At 71.4% G+C, this 18,496-nt stretch carries 19 protein-coding genes and 2 pseudogenes; 1 reads left to right on the forward strand and 20 read right to left on the reverse strand.

Features of this window, described 5'->3' with window-relative positions; translation table 11 throughout:
• Nucleotides 1-108: 108 nt before the first annotated feature.
• The gene (tsf, locus tag J2Z30_RS08440) at nucleotides 109-945 is read right to left on the reverse strand and encodes a translation elongation factor Ts (protein WP_044569543.1); all 837 of its coding nucleotides are present in this window, start codon (nucleotides 943-945) and stop codon (nucleotides 109-111) included.
• Between the two features lie 110 nt (nucleotides 946-1,055).
• Entirely contained in the window at nucleotides 1,056-2,036 is a 981-nt protein-coding gene (gene rpsB, locus J2Z30_RS08445) for a 30S ribosomal protein S2 (protein ID WP_044569545.1), read from the reverse strand.
• Between the two features lie 313 nt (nucleotides 2,037-2,349).
• On the opposite strand from rpsB, the pseudogene J2Z30_RS08450 reads away from it, so the two are divergent.
• Nucleotides 2,350-2,895 (forward strand): annotated as a pseudogene (locus J2Z30_RS08450) (peptidoglycan DD-metalloendopeptidase family protein); the annotation flags it as partial.
• A gap of 359 nt (nucleotides 2,896-3,254) precedes the next feature.
• Here J2Z30_RS08450 and J2Z30_RS08455 read toward each other — a convergent pair.
• The 18 genes and pseudogenes from J2Z30_RS08455 to proS form a co-directional block, all read right to left on the reverse strand.
• Nucleotides 3,255-3,794 (reverse strand): TetR/AcrR family transcriptional regulator, encoded by a 540-nt coding sequence (locus J2Z30_RS08455; RefSeq protein WP_044581329.1) that lies wholly within the window; start codon nucleotides 3,792-3,794, stop codon nucleotides 3,255-3,257.
• 93 nt (nucleotides 3,795-3,887) lie between these two features.
• On the reverse strand, nucleotides 3,888-4,721 hold the full coding sequence (whiG, locus tag J2Z30_RS08460) for an RNA polymerase sigma factor WhiG (RefSeq protein WP_044569547.1): 834 nt from the start codon (nucleotides 4,719-4,721) through the stop codon (nucleotides 3,888-3,890).
• A 129-nt stretch (nucleotides 4,722-4,850) separates the two neighbouring features.
• Complete coding sequence (gene dprA, locus J2Z30_RS08465) at nucleotides 4,851-6,260, reverse strand: DNA-processing protein DprA (RefSeq protein WP_245387767.1); 1,410 nt, start codon at nucleotides 6,258-6,260, stop codon at nucleotides 4,851-4,853.
• Entirely contained in the window at nucleotides 6,260-7,882 is a 1,623-nt protein-coding gene (locus J2Z30_RS08470; RefSeq protein ID WP_044569548.1) for a YifB family Mg chelatase-like AAA ATPase, read from the reverse strand. The genes dprA and J2Z30_RS08470 overlap by 1 nt, the downstream gene beginning before the upstream one ends.
• Entirely contained in the window at nucleotides 7,882-8,241 is a 360-nt protein-coding gene (locus J2Z30_RS08475) for a YraN family protein (RefSeq protein ID WP_044569549.1), read from the reverse strand. The genes J2Z30_RS08470 and J2Z30_RS08475 overlap by 1 nt, the downstream gene beginning before the upstream one ends.
• A gap of 177 nt (nucleotides 8,242-8,418) precedes the next feature.
• Nucleotides 8,419-8,727: a DUF2469 domain-containing protein gene (locus tag J2Z30_RS08480; RefSeq protein WP_009714730.1), complete on the reverse strand. Its 309-nt coding sequence runs from the start codon at nucleotides 8,725-8,727 to the stop codon at nucleotides 8,419-8,421.
• Nucleotides 8,728-8,766: 39 nt separating this feature from the next.
• Nucleotides 8,767-9,297 carry an NUDIX hydrolase gene (locus tag J2Z30_RS08485; protein ID WP_044569550.1) on the reverse strand — a complete coding sequence of 177 codons (531 nt, stop codon included), beginning with the start codon at nucleotides 9,295-9,297 and terminating at the stop codon, nucleotides 8,767-8,769.
• A complete protein-coding gene (gene lepB / locus J2Z30_RS08490) occupies nucleotides 9,290-10,060 on the reverse strand; it encodes a signal peptidase I (protein ID WP_044569551.1) in 771 nt (256 codons plus the stop codon). Before lepB (J2Z30_RS08490) ends, J2Z30_RS08485 begins: the two co-directional genes overlap by 8 nt.
• 96 nt (nucleotides 10,061-10,156) lie before the next feature.
• Nucleotides 10,157-11,242 carry a signal peptidase I gene (gene lepB / locus J2Z30_RS08495; RefSeq protein WP_372453254.1) on the reverse strand — a complete coding sequence of 362 codons (1,086 nt, stop codon included), beginning with the start codon at nucleotides 11,240-11,242 and terminating at the stop codon, nucleotides 10,157-10,159.
• Nucleotides 11,190-12,230: pseudogene (gene lepB, locus J2Z30_RS08500) on the reverse strand (signal peptidase I); the annotation flags it as partial. The gene lepB (J2Z30_RS08495) and the pseudogene lepB (J2Z30_RS08500), both read right to left, overlap by 53 nt.
• Nucleotides 12,223-13,074 (reverse strand): signal peptidase I, encoded by an 852-nt coding sequence (gene lepB, locus J2Z30_RS08505; protein WP_044569553.1) that lies wholly within the window; start codon nucleotides 13,072-13,074, stop codon nucleotides 12,223-12,225. The pseudogene lepB (J2Z30_RS08500) and the gene lepB (J2Z30_RS08505), both read right to left, overlap by 8 nt.
• An 83-nt stretch (nucleotides 13,075-13,157) precedes the next feature.
• Nucleotides 13,158-13,508, reverse strand: a complete 351-nt coding sequence (gene rplS, locus J2Z30_RS08510) for a 50S ribosomal protein L19 (protein ID WP_030834224.1) — start codon at nucleotides 13,506-13,508, stop codon at nucleotides 13,158-13,160.
• Between the two features lie 133 nt (nucleotides 13,509-13,641).
• Nucleotides 13,642-14,520 (reverse strand): tRNA (guanosine(37)-N1)-methyltransferase TrmD, encoded by an 879-nt coding sequence (gene trmD / locus J2Z30_RS08515; protein ID WP_044569554.1) that lies wholly within the window; start codon nucleotides 14,518-14,520, stop codon nucleotides 13,642-13,644.
• Nucleotides 14,517-15,161 carry a ribosome maturation factor RimM gene (gene rimM, locus J2Z30_RS08520; protein WP_044581331.1) on the reverse strand — a complete coding sequence of 215 codons (645 nt, stop codon included), beginning with the start codon at nucleotides 15,159-15,161 and terminating at the stop codon, nucleotides 14,517-14,519. The genes trmD and rimM overlap by 4 nt, the downstream gene beginning before the upstream one ends.
• A gap of 81 nt (nucleotides 15,162-15,242) precedes the next feature.
• A complete protein-coding gene (locus J2Z30_RS08525) occupies nucleotides 15,243-15,482 on the reverse strand; it encodes an RNA-binding protein (RefSeq protein WP_020868149.1) in 240 nt (79 codons plus the stop codon).
• Nucleotides 15,483-15,484: 2 nt separating this feature from the next.
• The gene (gene rpsP, locus J2Z30_RS08530; protein ID WP_044569555.1) at nucleotides 15,485-15,928 is read right to left on the reverse strand and encodes a 30S ribosomal protein S16; all 444 of its coding nucleotides are present in this window, start codon (nucleotides 15,926-15,928) and stop codon (nucleotides 15,485-15,487) included.
• Nucleotides 15,929-16,083: 155 nt separating this feature from the next.
• Nucleotides 16,084-16,677: a hypothetical protein gene (locus J2Z30_RS08535; protein WP_020868151.1), complete on the reverse strand. Its 594-nt coding sequence runs from the start codon at nucleotides 16,675-16,677 to the stop codon at nucleotides 16,084-16,086.
• Nucleotides 16,678-16,870: 193 nt separating this feature from the next.
• Entirely contained in the window at nucleotides 16,871-18,286 is a 1,416-nt protein-coding gene (gene proS, locus J2Z30_RS08540) for a proline--tRNA ligase (RefSeq protein ID WP_044569556.1), read from the reverse strand.
• Between the last annotated feature and the right edge of the window lie 210 nt (nucleotides 18,287-18,496).

Genomic DNA, 18,496 nt, shown 5'->3' on the forward strand with positions numbered 1-18,496 from the left:
CCTGTTACGACCTCTGCGGCAATGGCCTCCTCGTCACATCTGCGGCCGACCGGTCGACGGTTGGCTGCCTACGACCCTATCGGGGTCGCCGGTCATTCGCTGCTCGGCTCAGACGCCGACGCGGAAACGGGCGAAGCGCTTGAGCGAGACACCGGCCTCGTCCAGGATCTTCTGGACGGACTTCTTGTTGTCCTTGGCGAACGGCTGGTCCACCAGCACGTTCTCCTTGAAGAAGCCGGTGACGCGACCCTCGACGATCTTCGGCAGGGCGCCCTCGGGCTTGCCCTCCTCGCGGGCGGTGGCCTCGGCGACCCGGCGCTCGTTCTCGACCGTCTCGGCCGGAATCTCGTCGCGGGTGAGGAACTTCGGGGCGAAGGCGGCGATGTGCTGCGCGACGTCCTTGGCGACCGTGGCGTCTTCCTTGTCCAGCTCGACCAGGACGCCGACCTGCGGCGGCAGGTCCGGGCTGGTGCGGTGCATGTACGCCGCGACGAAGCCGCCGGAGAACTGCGCGAAGCGGTCCAGGACGATCTTCTCGCCGAGGGTCGCGTTGGCCTCGTCGACGAACGCCTGAACGGTCTTGCCCGCCTCGATCTCGGAGGCCAGCAGGGCCTCCAGATCGGCCGGGGAGGTCTTGGCGACGTGGGCGGCGATGGCGTCCGCGACGACCACGAACTTGTCGCCCTTGGCGACGAAGTCCGTCTCGCACTTCAGCTCGACCAGCACGCCGGAGGTCTTGTCGTCCGCGATGAGGGAGACGACCGCGCCGTTCTCGGCGTTGCGGCTCTCGCGCTTGGCCACGCCCTTCTGGCCCTTGACGCGCAGGATCTCGACGGCCTTGTCGACGTTGCCCTCGGCCTCGTCCAGCGCCTTCTTGCAGTCCATCATGCCGGCGCCGGTCAGCTCACGGAGCTTCTTGACGTCGGCGGCGGTGAAGTTCGCCATGATCTGTGAATCTCTTCTCGAAAGTCGAAAGCTCTACGGGTGAACGGCGGGGGCGGCGCCACTGGCACCGTCCCCCGCCGTCATACACCGTCTGAGTGACGTCTGAGTGGTCAGCCCTGCTCGGCGCCCGCGGCGGGGGTCTCGGCGGGCTTGGCGGCGTCCTCGGCGGGCTTGGCGTCCTCGGCAGGCTTGTCCGCGGCGGCCTCAGCGGGCTTGTCCGCGGCGGCCTCGGCGGCCTCGGCGGGCTTGGCGGCGTCCTCGGCGGGCTTGTCCGCGGCGGCCTCAGCCGGCTTGGCCTCGGCCTCGTCGGCCTTCTTCTCGCCCTCGAGCAGGTCGCGCTCCCACTCGGCGAGCGGCTCGCCCGCGGCCTTGTCGGCCTTCTCGTCACCGGTGGCGACACCGGAACGGGCGATGAGGCCCTCGGCGACGGCGTCGGCGATCACCCGGGTGAGCAGGGTGACGGAGCGGATCGCGTCGTCGTTGCCCGGGATCTTGTAGTCGACCTCGTCCGGGTCGCAGTTGGTGTCGAGGATCGCGACGACCGGGATCCGGAGCTTGCGCGCCTCACCGACGGCGATGTGCTCCTTCTTGGTGTCCACGATCCAGACGGCGCTCGGCACCTTCTGCATCTCGCGGATACCGCCGAGGGTCTTCTCCAGCTTGGCCTTCTCGCGGGAGAGGACCAGGAGCTCCTTCTTGGTGAGGCCGGAGGCGGCCACATCCTCGAAGTCGATCTGCTCGAGCTCCTTCAGGCGCTGCAGGCGCTTGTAGACGGTCGAGAAGTTGGTGAGCATGCCGCCCAGCCAGCGCTGGTTGACGTACGGCATGCCGACGCGGGTCGCCTGCTCGGCGATGGCCTCCTGCGCCTGCTTCTTGGTGCCGACGAACATGATGGAGCCGCCGTGGGCGACGGTCTCCTTGACGAACTCGTAGGCGCGGTCGATGTACGACAGCGACTGGAGCAGGTCGATGATGTAGATGCCGTTGCGCTCGGTGAAGATGAAGCGCTTCATCTTCGGGTTCCAGCGGCGGGTCTGGTGCCCGAAGTGGACGCCGCTCTCCAGCAGCTCCCGCATCGTGACGACGGCCATGGCCGTACTCCTTGAGGTACTCGGTTCCACGGCGGCCGGGCGGCCGCCGCTCCTGACGTCCCGGCGCGCCTGCCACGGACGGTGCCCTTTCGGGGGTCGTCCGAGGACCGAGGGGCGCGGCCACCGAGCTGACCGATGCGCGATCGGAGCACCGGTGGCGGGGCGTGCGAAGTCGATCCGGTGACCCGGATCGCCATAAGAAGTGTACGGGACCGGTACGGTGCCGGGTGACGGCGTTATCCACAACCCGTGAGTAGTCCCCCGATTCCGTCCATGATCCACCCGTTTCGCGCCGCCCGGCCATCGTGGGGACATGCGAAGGCTTGTGGTGGGGTGGGCTCTTGCCCTGGTGATTCTTGTGCTGTCGGTGCTGCCGGTGCCGACAGCCGCTCTTCCGGTGTCGCCCCCTTCGGCGGTACGGGCCGTGGCGGCGGATCCGCGCGCGGCGCCTGCTTCACACGCGGCGCCGGAGCCGGGGACGAGGCCGGGCGGAGGACGGTCGACGCCGGGCAGGGAGCGGTTGACGCCCGGCGGGGAGCGGTCATGGCCGGTCGACGGTGCGCCGGGCGCGGTGCGACCTGCCGTGCTGAGGGGCTGGCGGCCGCCGCCGGCGCCCTGGGCGGCGGGGCACCGCGGGGTCGACCTCGCGGCGCGTCCGGGCGAGCGGGTCCGGGCGGCGGCCCCGGGGCGGGTGAGCTTCGTGGGTCCGGTCGCGGGCCGTGGTGTGCTGGTGATCGAGGTGTCCGGGACCGGCTCCCCTCCCCTGCGCACCACCTACGAACCGGTGCGCGCCACAGTGGCCAAGGGGGAGCGGGTGGCCGCCGGGCAGGTGGTCGGCGTGGTGGCGCCCGGCCCCTTCCACTGCCGGCCCGGCTGTCTGCACTGGGGGCTGCGGCGCGCCGACCGCTATCTCGATCCGCTGTCACTGCTGCCACTGTCGATGTTGCGGGGCGGGCCGTCCCGGCTGCTCCCGGTGTTCGGGGTGCACGACGCGCCCACGGTCTCCGCGCTCGCCTCCGCCGCCGGGGACACCCGGCTGCCGACTGCCGCGGTGCTGGTGGTGGCGTCCCTCTGGGCCCGGATCCGGCTCGGTCGCCCGAGTCGCTCCGGGCCGGTCCGGATGGCCCGGCCGTCCGGACCGCGCCCCGCGCGCCCCCGCGTCCGCGTCCGCGTCCGCGGGAACGGTAAGCCCGCGGGAACCGTAAAGGGGCCGGGAGGTCAGCCCCGGACGCCACGCAGGGCCATGGCGACGGCCGCCTCGGTGATCCGCTCGGGGTCCTCGGCCGCGCCGAGCTCGATGCGGCGGACCGCGGCGTCCACGACGCCCTGCAGCAGGACGGCCGAGAGCCGGGGCTGCTCATGCCCGAGGGTCGCGAGGGCCTCGACCACCATGGCGATCAGCCCGCCGTGGGCCGCCCGGATCTTCTCGCGCGCGCCCGCGTCCAGCTCACCGGCGGAGATCGCCACCACCGCGCGGTGCCGGCGGTCGCCGACGAGCGCGAGCTGCCGGCGGACATACGCCTCGATCTTCGCCTCGGGCCCGTCGGCCCGTTCCATCGCGGCCTCGACCTCAGCGGCCCAGACCGGGAAGTCCACGGCGCACAGCTCCTCGACCACGGCGGCTCGGGAGCGGAAGTACTCATAGACGGAGGACCGTGCGAGTCCCGTGCGCTCGGCGAGGGCAGGGAAGGTCAGCGCCTCCGTGCCGCCCTCGGACAGCAGGGTGCGGGCGGCCTCCAGCAGGGCCGCGCGCTGCATCGTCCGGTGCTCGGCCACTGAGGCCGCTCGAATCCTGGGCACCCGACCACTCTACGGAAGAGGCCGCCCGGAGGGCGATGCCGGAGGGACGATTCAGCGCCCGACGTCGGCGAGTTTCGCCCGCAGCTGGAGCACCGACTTGGTGTGGATCTGGCTGACCCGGCTCTCGGTGACGCCGAGCACCTGACCGATCTCGGCGAGTGTGAGCCCCTCGTAGTAGTAGAGCGTGACCACGGTCTTCTCCCGCTCCGGGAGGGTGTTGATCGCCCGAGCGAGCAGCCGCCGCAGCTCCCGGTCCTCGGCCACCTCGACGGGGTTGTCCGCCGCGGTGTCCTCGAGGGTGTCCATGAGGCTGAGCCGGTCACCGCCCTCGCCGCCGACGTGCAGCAGCTCCTCCAGGGCGACCACGTTGGCGAGCGACAACTGGCTGAAGACGCCGTGCAGTTCCTCGAGGCTGATGCTCATCTCGGTGGCCACCTCGGCCTCAGAGGGGGTGCGGCGCAGCTGGGCCTCCAGCGTTGCGTACGCCCGCTCCACCGCCCTGGCCTTCTGGCGGACCGACCGCGGGATCCAGTCCAGCGCCCGCAGCTCGTCGATCATCGCGCCACGGATCCGGGTGATCGCGTAGGTCTCGAACTTGATGGCGCGCTCGGGGTCGAACTTCTCGATGGCGTCGATGAGTCCGAAGACCCCGGACGAGACGAAGTCCGCCTGCTCGACATTGGAGGGCAGCCCGACGCTGACCCGGCCGGCCACATATTTCACCAGCGGTGAGTAGTGCAGGATCAGCTGCTCCCGCAGCCGGCCGTCGCCCGTGGTCTTGTACGACCGCCACAGCTCGTCGAGCGATGAGGGCGCGGCAGGGTGCACCGCGCCGCGGGCCGCGGGCGGCGCCGCGCGGTCAGACCCGGAGATGTGCTGGGGCATTCGTCGCCTTGAGCCGTTCTGCCATGACATGGGTGAGGACGTACGCTTCCGCCGGAAACCTTGTGAGCGTAGCGTGACTAAGGCGTCGCGGTATGCGAAGGGCGTCGGCTCGGCGGTGTGCGGATACGGTCATCGCCTCAACCCTTTCACCCGATTGCCCCGATTCGGGGGATCGCCTCGCCGTGCGCCGTCGCTCCGGCACACGGGCGGGACCAACTCCCATCGGTCGCCATGACGTTCGACAAAGCCCAGGGCGAGCAGTTCATGGAGCCGGCCCAGGGCCTCGTCACAGCCGGTCCCGGATTCCCGGGCCACATCCCGCAGGTGGTTGCCGCCCCGTGCCGACAACGCTTCCAGCACCCGTGCCGTCACGGGATCGAGCAGGTCCCGCTCGACCAGCGGCCCCCGCCGCTCCGGGGCGAGGTCTCCGATGCCGCCGATGAGCTCGGCCACTTCGGCGGCGTCGGAGACCAGGACGGCCTCGCCGCGTAGCAGTTCATGCACCCCTGCGGAGAGCCCACTGGTCACCGGTCCGGGCACCCCCATGGTGGACCGCCCGAGCTGTTGTGCCCGGCGCGCGGTGACCAACGATCCGCTGCGGTACTGGGCCTCGACCACGACCGTGCCGCGGGTGAGGGCGGCGATGACCCGGTTACGGAGCACGAATCTGGGGCGCGTCGGATGCGCTCCGGGTGGCAACTCGGCCAGCACCAGGCCCTGTTCCGCGATGCGCTCGATCAACTCGGCGTGCGCTCGCGGATAGGGGACGTCCACACCGGAGGCGAGCACGGCGATGGTGGCCCCGCCCGCGGCGAGCGCCCCTCGGTGAGCCGCGCCGTCCACGCCGTGGGCCGCCCCGGAGACCACCACCCAGCCCCGCTCGGCGAGCCCTGTGCCGAGGGACGCCGCGACATGCGCGCCGTAGTCGCTGCAGGCTCGCGCGCCCACCACGGCGACCGAGCGCAGCGCCCATATCCGCAAGTCGGCCCGGCCGCGCACCCATAACCCGACCGGGCGAGCGTCACCGAGATCGTCGAGCTGACCGGGCCAGTCCAGATCCCCGGGGCAGATGAACCTTCCGCCGCACCGGCCGATCAGCGCGAGGTCGGCGACCGGGTCCACCCCGGCCGCCCGGAGAGCGCATCCCGCCAGCCGCTCCCCGGTGGCCCCGGGTGGGGGCTTGCCCTTCCCGGTGAGCGCCCGCCACAGCGCCACCGGCCCCATACGGCGCAGCCAGCGCCCCACGGTCTCGTCCCCGGGCTCCACGAGCCGGGTGAGCGCCGCCCGCCCCAGCCGCTCCTCGTCCGGAACGCCCCGCCGCTCGGCGGGCTCCCGCCCCTCGTCCGGGGTGGCCCGTTTCTCGAAGAGCTCCTGCCCCTCCTCCGGGACGCCCCACCCCTCCGGCAGCCCCTTCCCCTCATCCGCGACGCCCCGCCCCTCCAGGAGCGCCTGCCCCTCGTCCCAGTCGCCCTGCCCCTGCCCATGCCCGGAGAACAGCGCGGGAACGGCGCCGCGACCGCCCGTCGAAGAAGCCGGCATCAGCACTCCCCCGCCGGGACCGGCACCCCGCGGCTGATCCCGGTGCGCAGTTGCAGCGCCTGGGCGATGTCCGGCGCCATCGGCCGGTCGTGCCCAGCCAGGTCGGCGACGGTCCAGGCGACCCTCAGCACCCGGTCGAGCCCCCGGGCGGTGAGCAACCCGCGCTCCATATCGCGCTCGGCCTCGCGCAGCGCGCCGGGGGACGGCTGCCAGCGGGTGCGCAGCTCATGGCCCGGCACCTCGCTGTTCAGCCGCCAGGGGGTGCCGTGGAGCCGGGCGGCGGACCGCTCCCGGGCCTCCTGGACCCGGGCCGCGACGGACGCGCTGCTCTCCGCCCCGGCACCCGCCCCGGTGAGCTCGGTCCGGCTCACCGCCTCGACACGGACCCGCAGGTCCACCCGGTCAAGCAGCGGTCCGGACAGCCGTGCCTGATAGCGCCGGACCGTGGCGGGCGGGCACTCGCAGACGTCGCCCATCAGACCGTGGCGCCCGCAAGGGCAGGGGTTGGCCGCCAGCATCAGCAGGAAGCGCGCCGGCATCCGCATCATCCCGGCGGACCGGGCGACCACCACATGCCCCGATTCCAGGGGCTGCCGCAGGGCGTCCAGCGCCTTCCCGCTGAACTCGGGAGCCTCGTCCAGGAAGAGCACTCCGCGGTGGGCGAGCGAGACCGCGCCGGGGCGGGGCAGGCCGTTGCCCCCGCCGACGAGCGCGGCCATGGTCGCCGAGTGGTGCGGGGCGCAGTACGGCGGGGTCTCCACCAGGGGCTGCCCCGGCGGGAGGACCCCGGCGACCGAATGGACCGCGGTGACCTCCAGGGCCTCCTGCTGGGTGAGTGGCGGCAGCAGTCCGGGCAGCCGCTCGGCCAGCATGGTCTTCCCGGCGCCCGGAGGCCCGTTCAGGAAGAGGTGGTGCCCGCCCGCGGCCGCCACCTCCAGGGCGGTGCGCGCGGCCCGCTGTCCGGCGACCTCGGCCAGATCGGGCCGCCCCGCCCCGGCCCCGGGCACCGCGGCGACACCGGTGCCCATACCGGCGCCGGGCACGGTGAGCCCCGCCAGCATCGGATCGGGGCGGCCCAGCTCCTGGGGCTCCTCCTCTTCGGGCACCGGCTCGTCCGTCAGCACCGCGATCAGCTGACGCAGGCTGCGCACGCCCAGCACCGAGACGCCCGGCACCAGGGCCGCCTCCGCCGCCGTCTGCTCGGGGACCACGACCTGGCGGTAGCCCGCCTCGGAGGCGGCGAGCACGGCGGGCAGCACGCCGCGGACCGGCCGCACCCGGCCGTCAAGACCCAGCTCCCCGATCATCATCAGATCGGCGATCTCACGTGGGTCCACGCGCTCGGCGGCGCCGAGCACCGCACAGGCCACGGCCAGGTCGAAGCCGCTGCCGCCCTTGGGGACGGATGCCGGGCTGAGCCCGACCGTGAGCTTCCTCTGCGGCCATTCACCGCCGGAATTGACCACGGCCGCGCGGACCCGGTCCCGGCTCTCCACCAGGCTCTTGTCGGGCAGACCGACCAGGGTGAAGGCGGCCACTCCCGGCTCCAGGTCGGCCTGGACCTCCACCACCACGCCCTCGACCCCGACCAGCGCCACCGAGCAGGTGCGGGCGAACCCCATCAGGCCACCCCTCGCACATGCTCGACCACGGGCGCGCCCCGGCGGGGCAGCACCACCCCCACCACATCGATCCGCACCCCGCCCGGCGGCGGGCCGCCGTGCCGCTCCAGCCAGCGCTCCGCCAGCCACCGCAGCCGCTCGGTCTTGCCCGGTCCGACGGCCGCCATCGGATGCTCGTAACCACCCTCACGGCGCGTCTTGACCTCGCACACCACCAGCGCCCCGGCGTCGAGCGCGACGATGTCGATCTCGCCGTCCCGGCATCGCCAATTGCGCTCCAGGACGGTCATCCCGGCTTCCGCCAATGTGCGGACCGCCACACCCTCGCCGTAGCGGCCGAGCGCTCCTCGGGCGTTCATTCGGCACCACCTCCGGCACCGACTGTGACGCCCCCGCGCCCCGCTCAGGGATCTTGGAGCATTCCTGTGGACAGCCGTCCGGCTGTGGAAAACTCAGCCACCCGGAAGGCTGAGTCAGCTGCCCGGAAGGCTGAGTCAGCTGCCCGGAGGGTGGAGTCAGCCATCCGGAAGGTGCAGTCAGCCGCCCGGAAGGTCGAGGTCGCTCTTGTTCAGCTCCTCGATATTCACGTCCTTGAACGTGAGAACCCGTACCTGCTTCACGAAACGGGCCGGGCGGTACATGTCCCAGACCCAGGCGTCGGCCATCGACACCTCGAAGAAGACCTCACCCTGGACCGAGTGCACCTGCATCTCGTAGTCGTTGGTGAGATAGAAGCGGCGCTCGGTCTCGATCACATATTTGAACAGACCGACGACATCGCGGTACTCCCGGTAGAGCTTCAGCTCCATCTCGGTCTCGTACTTCTCGAGGTCCTCGGCGCTCATGGCATGTTCCCCTTCAGCCGTGCGTCCCCCCATTGTGCGTCAGACGCGCTCAGTCTCCAGGATCACCGGTGCACTCGGGGGTCCCTCGACGAGCAGCGTACGCAACAGCTCCGCCAGCCGTGTCGGGTACACCGGCTCGGTGGCCGCGGCCAGCTCATCCGCCGCCCACCAGCGCAGACCGGCCACGCTCCGCCGCTCCAGCTCCGTCAGCCCGCCGCCGGCCCGCGCCGGGGTCTGTTGGGTACGACACAGGTAGTACCACTCGTCCTGGTCCCAGCGCCGCCCGTCGAACGGGAAGGAGCAGATCCGCCGCCACAGCAGCGGGCCGAGCCGCACATCGGTGATCCCCGTCTCCTCCGCGAGCTCGCGGAGCGCGGCCTCCTCGCGGCTCTCCTCGCCCTCCAGGCCGCCTCCCGGGGTGAACCACCAGGTGGACGAGGGATCATCCGGTTCGAAGCCGTGCAGCAGCAGGATCCGGTCCTGCGGATCCAGCAGCACCACCCGGGCGACCTTCCGCAGCCGCCGCTCGTCCATGCCGGTCCGCTCGGCTCCGCCCGCTCCCTCAGCCATTGGCGGCCACCTTCCCTTTCGCCGTCTGGTCCCGCCGCGCGCCGCCGCCCGCCCTGCGCCGGGCGATCGGCCCATGGGCCGCGCCCGCCAGGATCAGCACCGCACCCACGATGACCGCGATCAGGATCGGCCCCAGCGGGCCCGGCTGCGAGATCCCGCCCGGCAGCGCCTTGAAGGCATCGGGCCGCCCCACTGTCCCCCAGGACCCCAGCGGCCAGGCGGTGGCGTCCACCCGGGCATCCACCGCGCCGCGCTCCACGGCGCCGCCCGCCTCGTCGGTGAGGTGCACCCGCGAGTCCAGGGAGTCGCTGCGATGGTCGCCCATCAGGAACAGCCGGTTCTTGGGCACGGTGGTGGAGAAGGCCGAGGCGGACGCCTGCTCCCCCGAGCGCAGATACGGTTCCTCGAGAACCTTGCCGTTCACCCGCAGCCGGCCCTGTTTGTCACAGCACTCGACCCGGTCGCCGCCGACCCCGATAACCCGTTTCACCATGGGCAGGTCGCCCCACACCTGGTCGCGGAAGACCACCACATCGCCGCGGCGCACGTCGCCGCCGTCGACCCGCTCCGCCAGCACCCGGGCGCCCTTGCCGATCGTCGGCGTCATGGAGTCGGTGGGGACCGTGTACGGCTTGTAGAGCAGCGCGCCCCAGACGAAGCCGCCGAGGAACAGCACACAGCCGACGGCCACCGCCAGCCCGGACAGCACGCTGCCGGGCGTGCGCCGCGGCTTGCCGCCCCCCACCCCTTGGGCTCCGCTCATTCCAGTGCTCCCGCCGTACGCAACAGACGTAGAAGATCAGGTTCCGTGTGCCCCGGGGCACACGGAACCGCACCTTACCCGGCGGTACGGGCCCCGTCAGCAGTCGGCGGTCAACCGCTCCGGCCGGCTCTCGGCCTCCGTACGGACCCTGGCGATCAGTCGGCGGCGGCGCCACAGCACGATCGGCAGCGCGCCCGCGAACCCCAGGGCCGAGGGGGCCATCGCGGCGGCCGCGCCCAGACCCGGCTGGTCGAAGGTGCTCGGCACCGGCAGGGTGGTCCAGCGGTTGATCGGCCAGGCGATGACGATCGCGCGCCCGACGACATCGTCCACCGAGACCGTGCCGTTGTTCAGGTTCTGGTGGTAGCGGGAGTCCAGCGAGTCCTGTCGGTGGTCGCCCATCACCCAGATCCGGCCCTCGGGCACCTTGATCGGGCCGAACGGCTTCTCGTCACAGGGGGTGTTCCCGGGGAAGATGTACGGCTCGTCCAGCGGCTTGCCGTTGACCATGACCTTGCCGCCGCGCTTGCAGGAGACGGTGTCCCCGCCGACCGCGATGACCCGCTTGATCAGGTCCTTCTCCTCCGCCGACGGCATCAGCCCGATGAAGCTGAGCGCCTTCTGGATGCCCTCGGCGACCGGGCCGGAGCTCGTGGTCTGCGACTCGCCGAGCCAGCCGCCCGGGTCGTGGAAGACGACCACCTCACCGCGCTCCGGCTCGGAGCCGAACCACGGGGTGAGCTTGTCCACCAGCACCCGGTCGCCCCGCTGCAGGGTGTCCTGCATCGAGTCGGACGGGATCGAGAACGCCTGCACCAGGAAGGTCTTGATCAGCAGCGCCAAAGCCAGCGCGATGACGACCAGGATCGGCAGCTCCTTCCAGAAGGAGCGCACCTTCTTGGGCTTGCCGAGCTTCCCGGGCCCGCCGGGCCCGCCGGGGCCCGGCTTCGACGCCTCGTCCCCGGGCCCGGACGGATCAGCCGCGCCGGCACCGTCCTGGGGATCGGAGGGGTCCGGCCCGCCATCGGCTCCGTGTGGGTCCGACGCGCTGGGCGCGGCAGCCGTCCCGTTCGTGGGTGCACCGGCTTCGGGCGCCTCGTCCGCCCCGTCCGTGGGGTGCTCCGCCCCCGTCCCGGGCTGCCTCTCGGGCTCTTCGTGACCGGATCGTGCGCCGACCGCCAAATCCCCCACATCCACTCCTCACGCCTGACTGCCGCCTGCCCCACGAACGGCGCAGGATCACCACTCCCATAACGAGCGGGAGTTCCGCAGGGGTCGGGAGCTGGACCATTCCTTGCTGATCCATGGGGGACAGCCTATGTGCCGAGCCCTCGGCCTGTGTCGCCCCACTCGGCGCGTCCTTCACCGAGGCGTAGGTGCCCGGTTCCTCGAGCCGCCGCATGTGCCCGAACGGCCAAGCGATCACCACAGCGCGGCCGACCACCATGTTGTCCGGCACCGTGCCCTGGTACGGCTCGTCCAGATGGACCCGGGAGTCCGCCGAGTTGGACCGGTGATCGCCCATCACGAACATCCGCCCCTGAGGGACCGTCACCTTGAACTGCTTCTGCGACGGCGGGTTGCCCGGGTGCAGATACGGTTCGTTCAGCGGCGTCCCGTTGACGGTGATCTTACCGTTCGTATCGCAGCACTCCACCGTGTCGCCGCCCACCGCGACCACCCGCTTGATCAGGTCCTGCTCGTCGGAGGACGGCAGCAGCCCGATGAAGGTCAGGAACTCCTTGCCCTGCTTGATGACCGGCGGATCGTCCTTGGGCGGCTTCCGCTCGTCGTCCAGCCACCCCCCGGGGTCCTTGAACACCACCACATCGCCGCGCTCCGGCTTCGAGCCGAACCACGGGGTGAACTTGTCCACCAGGACCCGGTCGCCGATCCGGATGGTCTGCTCCATCGAGCCGGACGGAATGACGAACGCCTGCACCAGGAAGGTCTTCAGGACGAGCGCGATCACCAACGCCACGCCCACCAGGATCGGTATCTCCTTGACGGCCGAACGGCGCCGCCTGCGCTTGATACGGCGCTGGATCCTGCGCCGCTCCGCGCGCCCGCCCACCCGGCGCTCGCCCGGCGGACGGGGAGTGCCCAGGTCGACGCCGGCGGGCGGAACGGCCTGGCGCGCCCTGGCACGAGGACGCCCACGCTTACCCATGGGCACCACCGGGGGCAGCGGACGGTATGCGGCCGGGCGCCGCGGGCACGCTTGTGAAGGCGTCGGTCCGGGGTACGGAGGACCAGCGGCCGAACGGCCAGCCGATCCATTCGGCGCGGCCGATCACCTTGTCGACGGGGACCGTGCCCCCGCCCGGGGCGCCCAGATAGTCGCGCGAGTCCCGGGAGGCGTCACGGTGGTCGCCCATCACCCACAGCCGTCCTTCGGGCACGGCGATGTCGAAGCGCACCCGCGAGGGGCTGTCCCCGGGGTGCAGATAGTGCTCGTCCACCGGCTGACCGTTCACCTCGATCCTCCCCCGCTCGTCGCAGCAGGTGACCCGGTCACCACCAATGCCCACCACGCGCTTGACGTAGTCGGACTCGGCCGGTTCGGCCAGCCCGACCGCCGCGGCCGCCTTGCGCAGCAGACCCGTCACCGGATTCCCGGACGGCTCCTCCTCGCCGAAGGAACCGGCTCCGTCGAACACGACAACGTCGCCGCGGCGCGGATCGTCCCCGAAACGGTAGGCGAGCTTGTTCACAAGCACCCGGTCCCCGGGGCGGAGGGTGCTCTCCATGGAACCGCTCGGGATCAGGAACGGCTGCAGCACAAAACCGCTCACCAGCAGCACGAACGCGGCACACGCGGTCGCGAGCAGCGCCGCCCGCCGCCAGCGCCCGCCGCCGGTCAGCCAGCCCCAGGCCGGCCTGTGCGGCAGCCGCCCGGCGGACGGAGGCTCCCCGGTCCGCGCGGAGGCATGCGAAGAGCGCGACCGCCCCTCGCGCTCCTTCTCGGAGCCCGGGGAGCTGTCGCGCTCCGCGAGCTGTCCTTCGGTGTTCATCGGGCCAGAGCCTATCCGGCCCGGCCGGATGATCCGGCGGTAGCTCAGTAGTCGCGCAAAATCGCCGCGATCCAGTCGCGAACTCAGTTCTCGCGCTTCTCCTTGATCTTGGCGGCCTTGCCGCGGAGGTCGCGCAGGTAGTACAGCTTCGCCCGGCGCACATCACCGCGGGTGACGACCTCGATCTTCTCGACGATCGGGGTGTGCACCGGGAAGGTGCGCTCCACGCCGACGCTGAAGCTCACCTTGCGGACGGTGAAGGTCTCGCGGACACCGGAGCCCTGGCGGCGGATGACGACGCCCTTGAACTGCTGGACACGGGAGCGGTTGCCCTCGATGACGCGGACGTGGACGTTGACCGTGTCGCCGGGGCGGAAGGTCGGGATGTCGCTGCGCAGCGACGCGGAGTCGACGGTGTCGAGCAGGTGAGACATGATCGTCTGCTTTCCTCGCTGATGCCACAGGTCATCAGCGGCATATCGGATGATGATTCGGAGGTGCCGCCCTCATCGGGTGGGCGTCGGTCCCCCTGTGGCAGGGGCGCACACCCGGACGTACGGCAGCGGCCTATTCTTCCACGGCCCGGTCCGGCCGCCCAAATCGGGCCCCACCGGTCGCCCTGCTGGTCGTCCCACCGGTCGCCCCGCTGGTCGTCCCACCGGTCCCGGGCAGCTCCTCCCAGCCCAGCTCGGCCAGGAGCGCGCGGTCGTGCTTGTCGAGCGTCGCCGGGTCGCAGCGCTCGATCAGATCGGGGCGGTTCTCGCTGGTACGGCGGAACGCCTCGTCCCGGCGCCAGCGGGCGACCCTGCCGTGGTGGCCGCTGATCAGCACCTCCGGGATGGAGCGGCCGCGCCACTCGGGGGGCTTGGTGTAGACGGGCCCCTCCAGGAGGTCGGCCATCGTGCCGGGGGCGAAGGAGTCGTCGCGGTGCGACTCGGCGTTGCCCAGCACGCCCGGCAGCAGCCGGGCCACCGCCTCGGTGATCACCAGCACCGCGGCCTCGCCGCCGGCCAGGACGTAGTCGCCGATCGAGACCTCGTGGACCTCCAGCCGCTCGCCGTACTCCTCGATCACCCGGCGGTCGATGCCCTCGTAACGGGCGGGCGCGAACACCAGCCAGGGGCGCTCGGCGAGCTCGACGGCGAGGGCCTGGGTGAACGGACGGCCGCTCGGGGTCGGCACGATCAGCGTGGGCTTGACCAGCCCCTCGGCCTCGCCAGACGCCATGATCGAGTCAAGCGCCTCGCCCCAGGGCTCGGGCTTCATCACCATGCCGGGGCCGCCGCCGTACGGAGTGTCGTCGACCGTGTTGTGCCGGTCGTGCGTCCAGGCGCGCAGATCGTGGACGCGCACGTCGAGCCGGCCGCGGGCGCGGGCCTTGCCGACCAGCGAGACGTTCAGCGGCTCCAGATACTCGGGGAAGATCGTGACGACGTCGAGCCTCATGACGGCTCATCCTCACGGCCGCCCGCGGTGTCGCCCTTACGGTCGTCGTCCGTGGTCTCACCGCTGTCCGCAGCCGCGCCCCTACGGTCCCCCTCGGCCTCGCCCTTACGGCTGCCCGCGATCTCCGCCTCGGCCTCGTCGAGCAGGCCCGGCGGCGGATCGATCACGGCGCGCTGCGCCTCCAGATCGATCTCCGGCACGACCTCGGAGACGAACGGGATCAGCGCCTCACCCCCGTCGGGGCGCTTCACGACCAGCAGGTCCTGGTACGGCAGATGGGAGATCTCGGAGATCCGTCCGACCTCCGTGCCGTCCACGGTGACCACATCGAGGTCGATCAGCTGATGGTCGTAGAACTCCTCGGGATCCTCGGGGAGTTCCTCCGGGTCGACCTCCGCGATCAGCAGGGTGTTGCGCAGCGCCTCCGCGGCGTTGCGGTCGCGTACGCCGTCGAAGCGCAGCAGCAGCCGGCCGCTGTGCACCCGGCCGGACTCGATGGTCAGCGGCCCGGCCGAGGCGGGCTCGGTGGCCAGCACGGCGCCCGGTCCGAGCCGCAGCTCCGGCTCGTCCGTCCGCACCTCGACGGTGACCTCGCCCTTGATGCCATGGGCACGGCCGATCCGCGCGACAACCAACTGCACGATGCGATGTCCCTTCACACACACGGGCCGGGGACGGCCCAAGGCCCTCCCCGGCCCGTGCCGGTGCTCTTCTTGATCGCCTCAGCGGACCTGATCGACGTCGACGAGGTCGACGCGGATCCCACGGCCGCCGATGGCGCCCACGACGGTGCGCAGGGCGCGTGCGGTGCGGCCGTTACGGCCGATCACCTTGCCGAGGTCATCGGGGTGCACCCGAACCTCCAGCACCCGCCCGCGCCGCAGGTTGCGCGAGGCCACCTGCACCTCGTCAGGGTTGTCGACGATGCCCTTCACCAGGTGCTCGAGGGCCTCCTCGAGCATCCTCAGGCCTCAGTCGACGCGGTGGACTCGGCGGCCGCGGCCGCCTCGTCCGACTTCTTGTCGGCCTTCTTCGCCTTCGGGGTGATCGCCTCACCCTTCGGCTCGTCACCGGAGTCCTTGGCGGCCGCCTCGAACAGCGCGCGCTTGTCGGCCTTCGGCTCGGCGACCTTCATCGGAGCCGGGGCGGGCAGACCCTTGAACTGCTGCCAGTCGCCGGTGACCTTCAGGATGGCCAGCACCGGCTCGGTCGGCTGCGCGCCGACCTTCAGCCAGTGCTGAACACGCTCCGAGTCGACCTCGATGCGCGACGGGTTCTGCACCGGGTGGTACAGACCGATCTCCTCGATTGCCCGGCCGTCACGGCGGGTGCGGGAGTCGGCGACGACGATGCGGTAGTGGGGCGACCGGATCTTGCCCAGACGCTTCAGCTTGATCTTGACTGCCACGGAAGTGGTGTCTCCTGGTCTTGACGTGGTTGAGCACTGCGACGTGCCGCGTGGGGTTGCGGTACCCGAGTGCCCGATGGACGCGTCAGCCGGAGGAGAGAGGGGTCCTGGTCGACTGTCGAGTACAGCTGACCATTGTGCCACACCGTGACAGGTCAGCCGACCGCGGCTACCGGCTCCGGAATGCGGAACGGCTTCCCGCATCCACCGCACATGATCGGCGCCTGGGCCAGCACCGATGGGACGACGCGGACATTGCGCCCGCAGTCGCACACCGCCTTGACCCGGACCCCGCCACCGGACGAGCCGTGGCGCGCGGCCGGCCCACGGAAGGTGCGGGAGGTCTCGGCGGTGGTCGCCACGGTGTGCGCCTTGAGTGCGCGCTGGAGGCGTTCGATCGTCGTCCGGTACCGCTTTCTCGCCTCGGGGCTGAGGGTGACCAGCGAGAAGCCACTGCTGGGATGCGGCTCCTCGGGGTGGTCAAGACCCAGATCCTCGGCGATCGCCAGGAACCGGCGGTTGTGGTAGCGGCCGGCGCGTGAGGTGTCACGGACACCGCGGGCAGCGGCGATCCCATGCACTGCCTCATGCAGCAGCCGTTCGAAGGAGAGCTCGGCGCCACATGCGGACGACGATTCTCCGATCAGCGATTCGGGCGCGGCTAGATCCGGCAGCTCGGGGTGGTGCCGTTGAATGTCGGCCCACGCCTGCGCCAGCTCTGCGGCGAGAACAGGTGGTGTCGTGCTCACGTCGTCCTAACGAGCGGGACCGGTCCGGTGTTCCGATTCCGGGGCATCCCAAATAATTTGCACGTACCAGTCAGTTCACGGTGATGTACGACGACGAGGGGCGGGTGCGTAAATGTATGGATGAGCCACGCACCGCGCACCAAGCCGGTACGTACCGGTTCAGTAGGCCCTCGCGACGTCAGTTCTCGCGACGTCAGTAGGCTCTCGCGACGAACGCGACGTTACCGGGAGCGTCATCGGCGTCCGGCACCGCCCCGTCCTCGGTGACCAGACACCGGACGGACACGGACCGCTCGGCGAGCGCCGCCTCGCCCTCCGGCCCCAGGTCCGCCCACCGGATACGGGCCCAGCCGCCCGCGGCCGCGGCCTCGGCGGCCTCCTCCATGGTCGTCACGTCCGTGGTGCGCGCCTTACGGCGCTCACGGGCCTGCCGCAGCAGCAGCGCCTGGTCCTCCTCCAGGACCTTGGGCAGCAGCTCCGGCAGCAACTCGGCGCGCACCGGCTCCTTACCGCCGGGGATCCGCCTGGCCACCATCGCGGTGCCACCCTCCAGGTCGCGCGGGCCGACCTCGACCCGGACCGGCACGCCCTTGAGCTCCCAGTCGACCGCGCGCCGGCCGAAGGGGGTGTCCGTACGGTCGTCGACATGGACCCGCACGCCCGCCGCGGTGAGCAGTTCGCCGATCTCGCGGACCTTGGCGAGCACCGCGTCGTCGCCCTTGATCGCCAGCACCACGACCTGGATCGGGGCCAGCCTCGGCGGGATCCGCAGGCCGTTGTCGTCGCCGTGCATCATCACCAGCGCGCCGACCATCCGGGTCGTGCTGCCCCAGGAGGTCTGCCAGACCAGCTCCTGCTCGCCGTCCTTGGACAGATAGCTGGTGTGGAAGGCCCGCGCGAAGTTCTGGCCGAGCTCATGGCTGGTGCCCAGCTGAAGCGCCTTGCCGTCACCCATCATCCCTTCGAGGGTGAGGGTGTTGAGGGCGCCGGCGAACCGCTCCCGGGCGGTCTTGCGGCCCAGGACCACGTCCATCGCCAGGACGTCCGCCATGAACCGGGCGTAGACCTCGCGGTGGATCCGGGCGGCGAAGACCCGGGCGTCCTCGTACGACGCGTGCGCGGTGTGGCCCTCCTGCCACAGGAACTCGGTCGTCCGCAGGAACAGCCGCGGCCGCAGCTCCCAACGCACCACATTGGCCCACTGGTTGATCAGCAGCGGCAGATCGCGGTAACTCTGCACCCACTTGGAGAAGTACTCGTTGACGATCGTCTCGGAGGTGGGCCGCACGACGACCGGCTCCTCGAGCTCCTTACCGCCGCCATGGGTGACGACCGCGAGCTCCGGTGCGAACCCCTCGACGTGATCGGCCTCCTTGGCCAGATACGACTGCGGGATGAAGAGCGGGAAGTACGCGTTCTGGACGCCGACCGCCTTGATACGGGCGTCCATGTCCTGCTGCATCCGCTCCCACAGCCCGTACCCGTACGGTCGGATCACCATCGTGCCGCGCACCGGCCCGTTGTCGGCCAGTTCGGCCTTGTTGATCACGTCCTGGTACCAGCGGGGGAAGTCCTCCGCCTGGGGGGTGAGCACGGGAGCCTTAGCCATGGCGCCGATCGTACGGCCCGGGGGTACCGAACCGTGAATCGGACCAAAACGAGCCGATCAGTGCCGGCCACCGCCCGCGCCACGCCCGCTGCCGTCCGGCGGCCCGGCGGAGGTCAGGGGGCGGTTCGGGGAGCGAGACGTACGCACAGGTGCGCGGGGGCGCACAAAGGGGGTACGCAAGCACGGCCGTGAAACCTCTGGACGCGGGGA

This window comes from Streptomyces iranensis (genome assembly GCF_017874715.1).
GTDB classification, from domain to species: domain Bacteria; phylum Actinomycetota; class Actinomycetes; order Streptomycetales; family Streptomycetaceae; genus Streptomyces; species Streptomyces iranensis.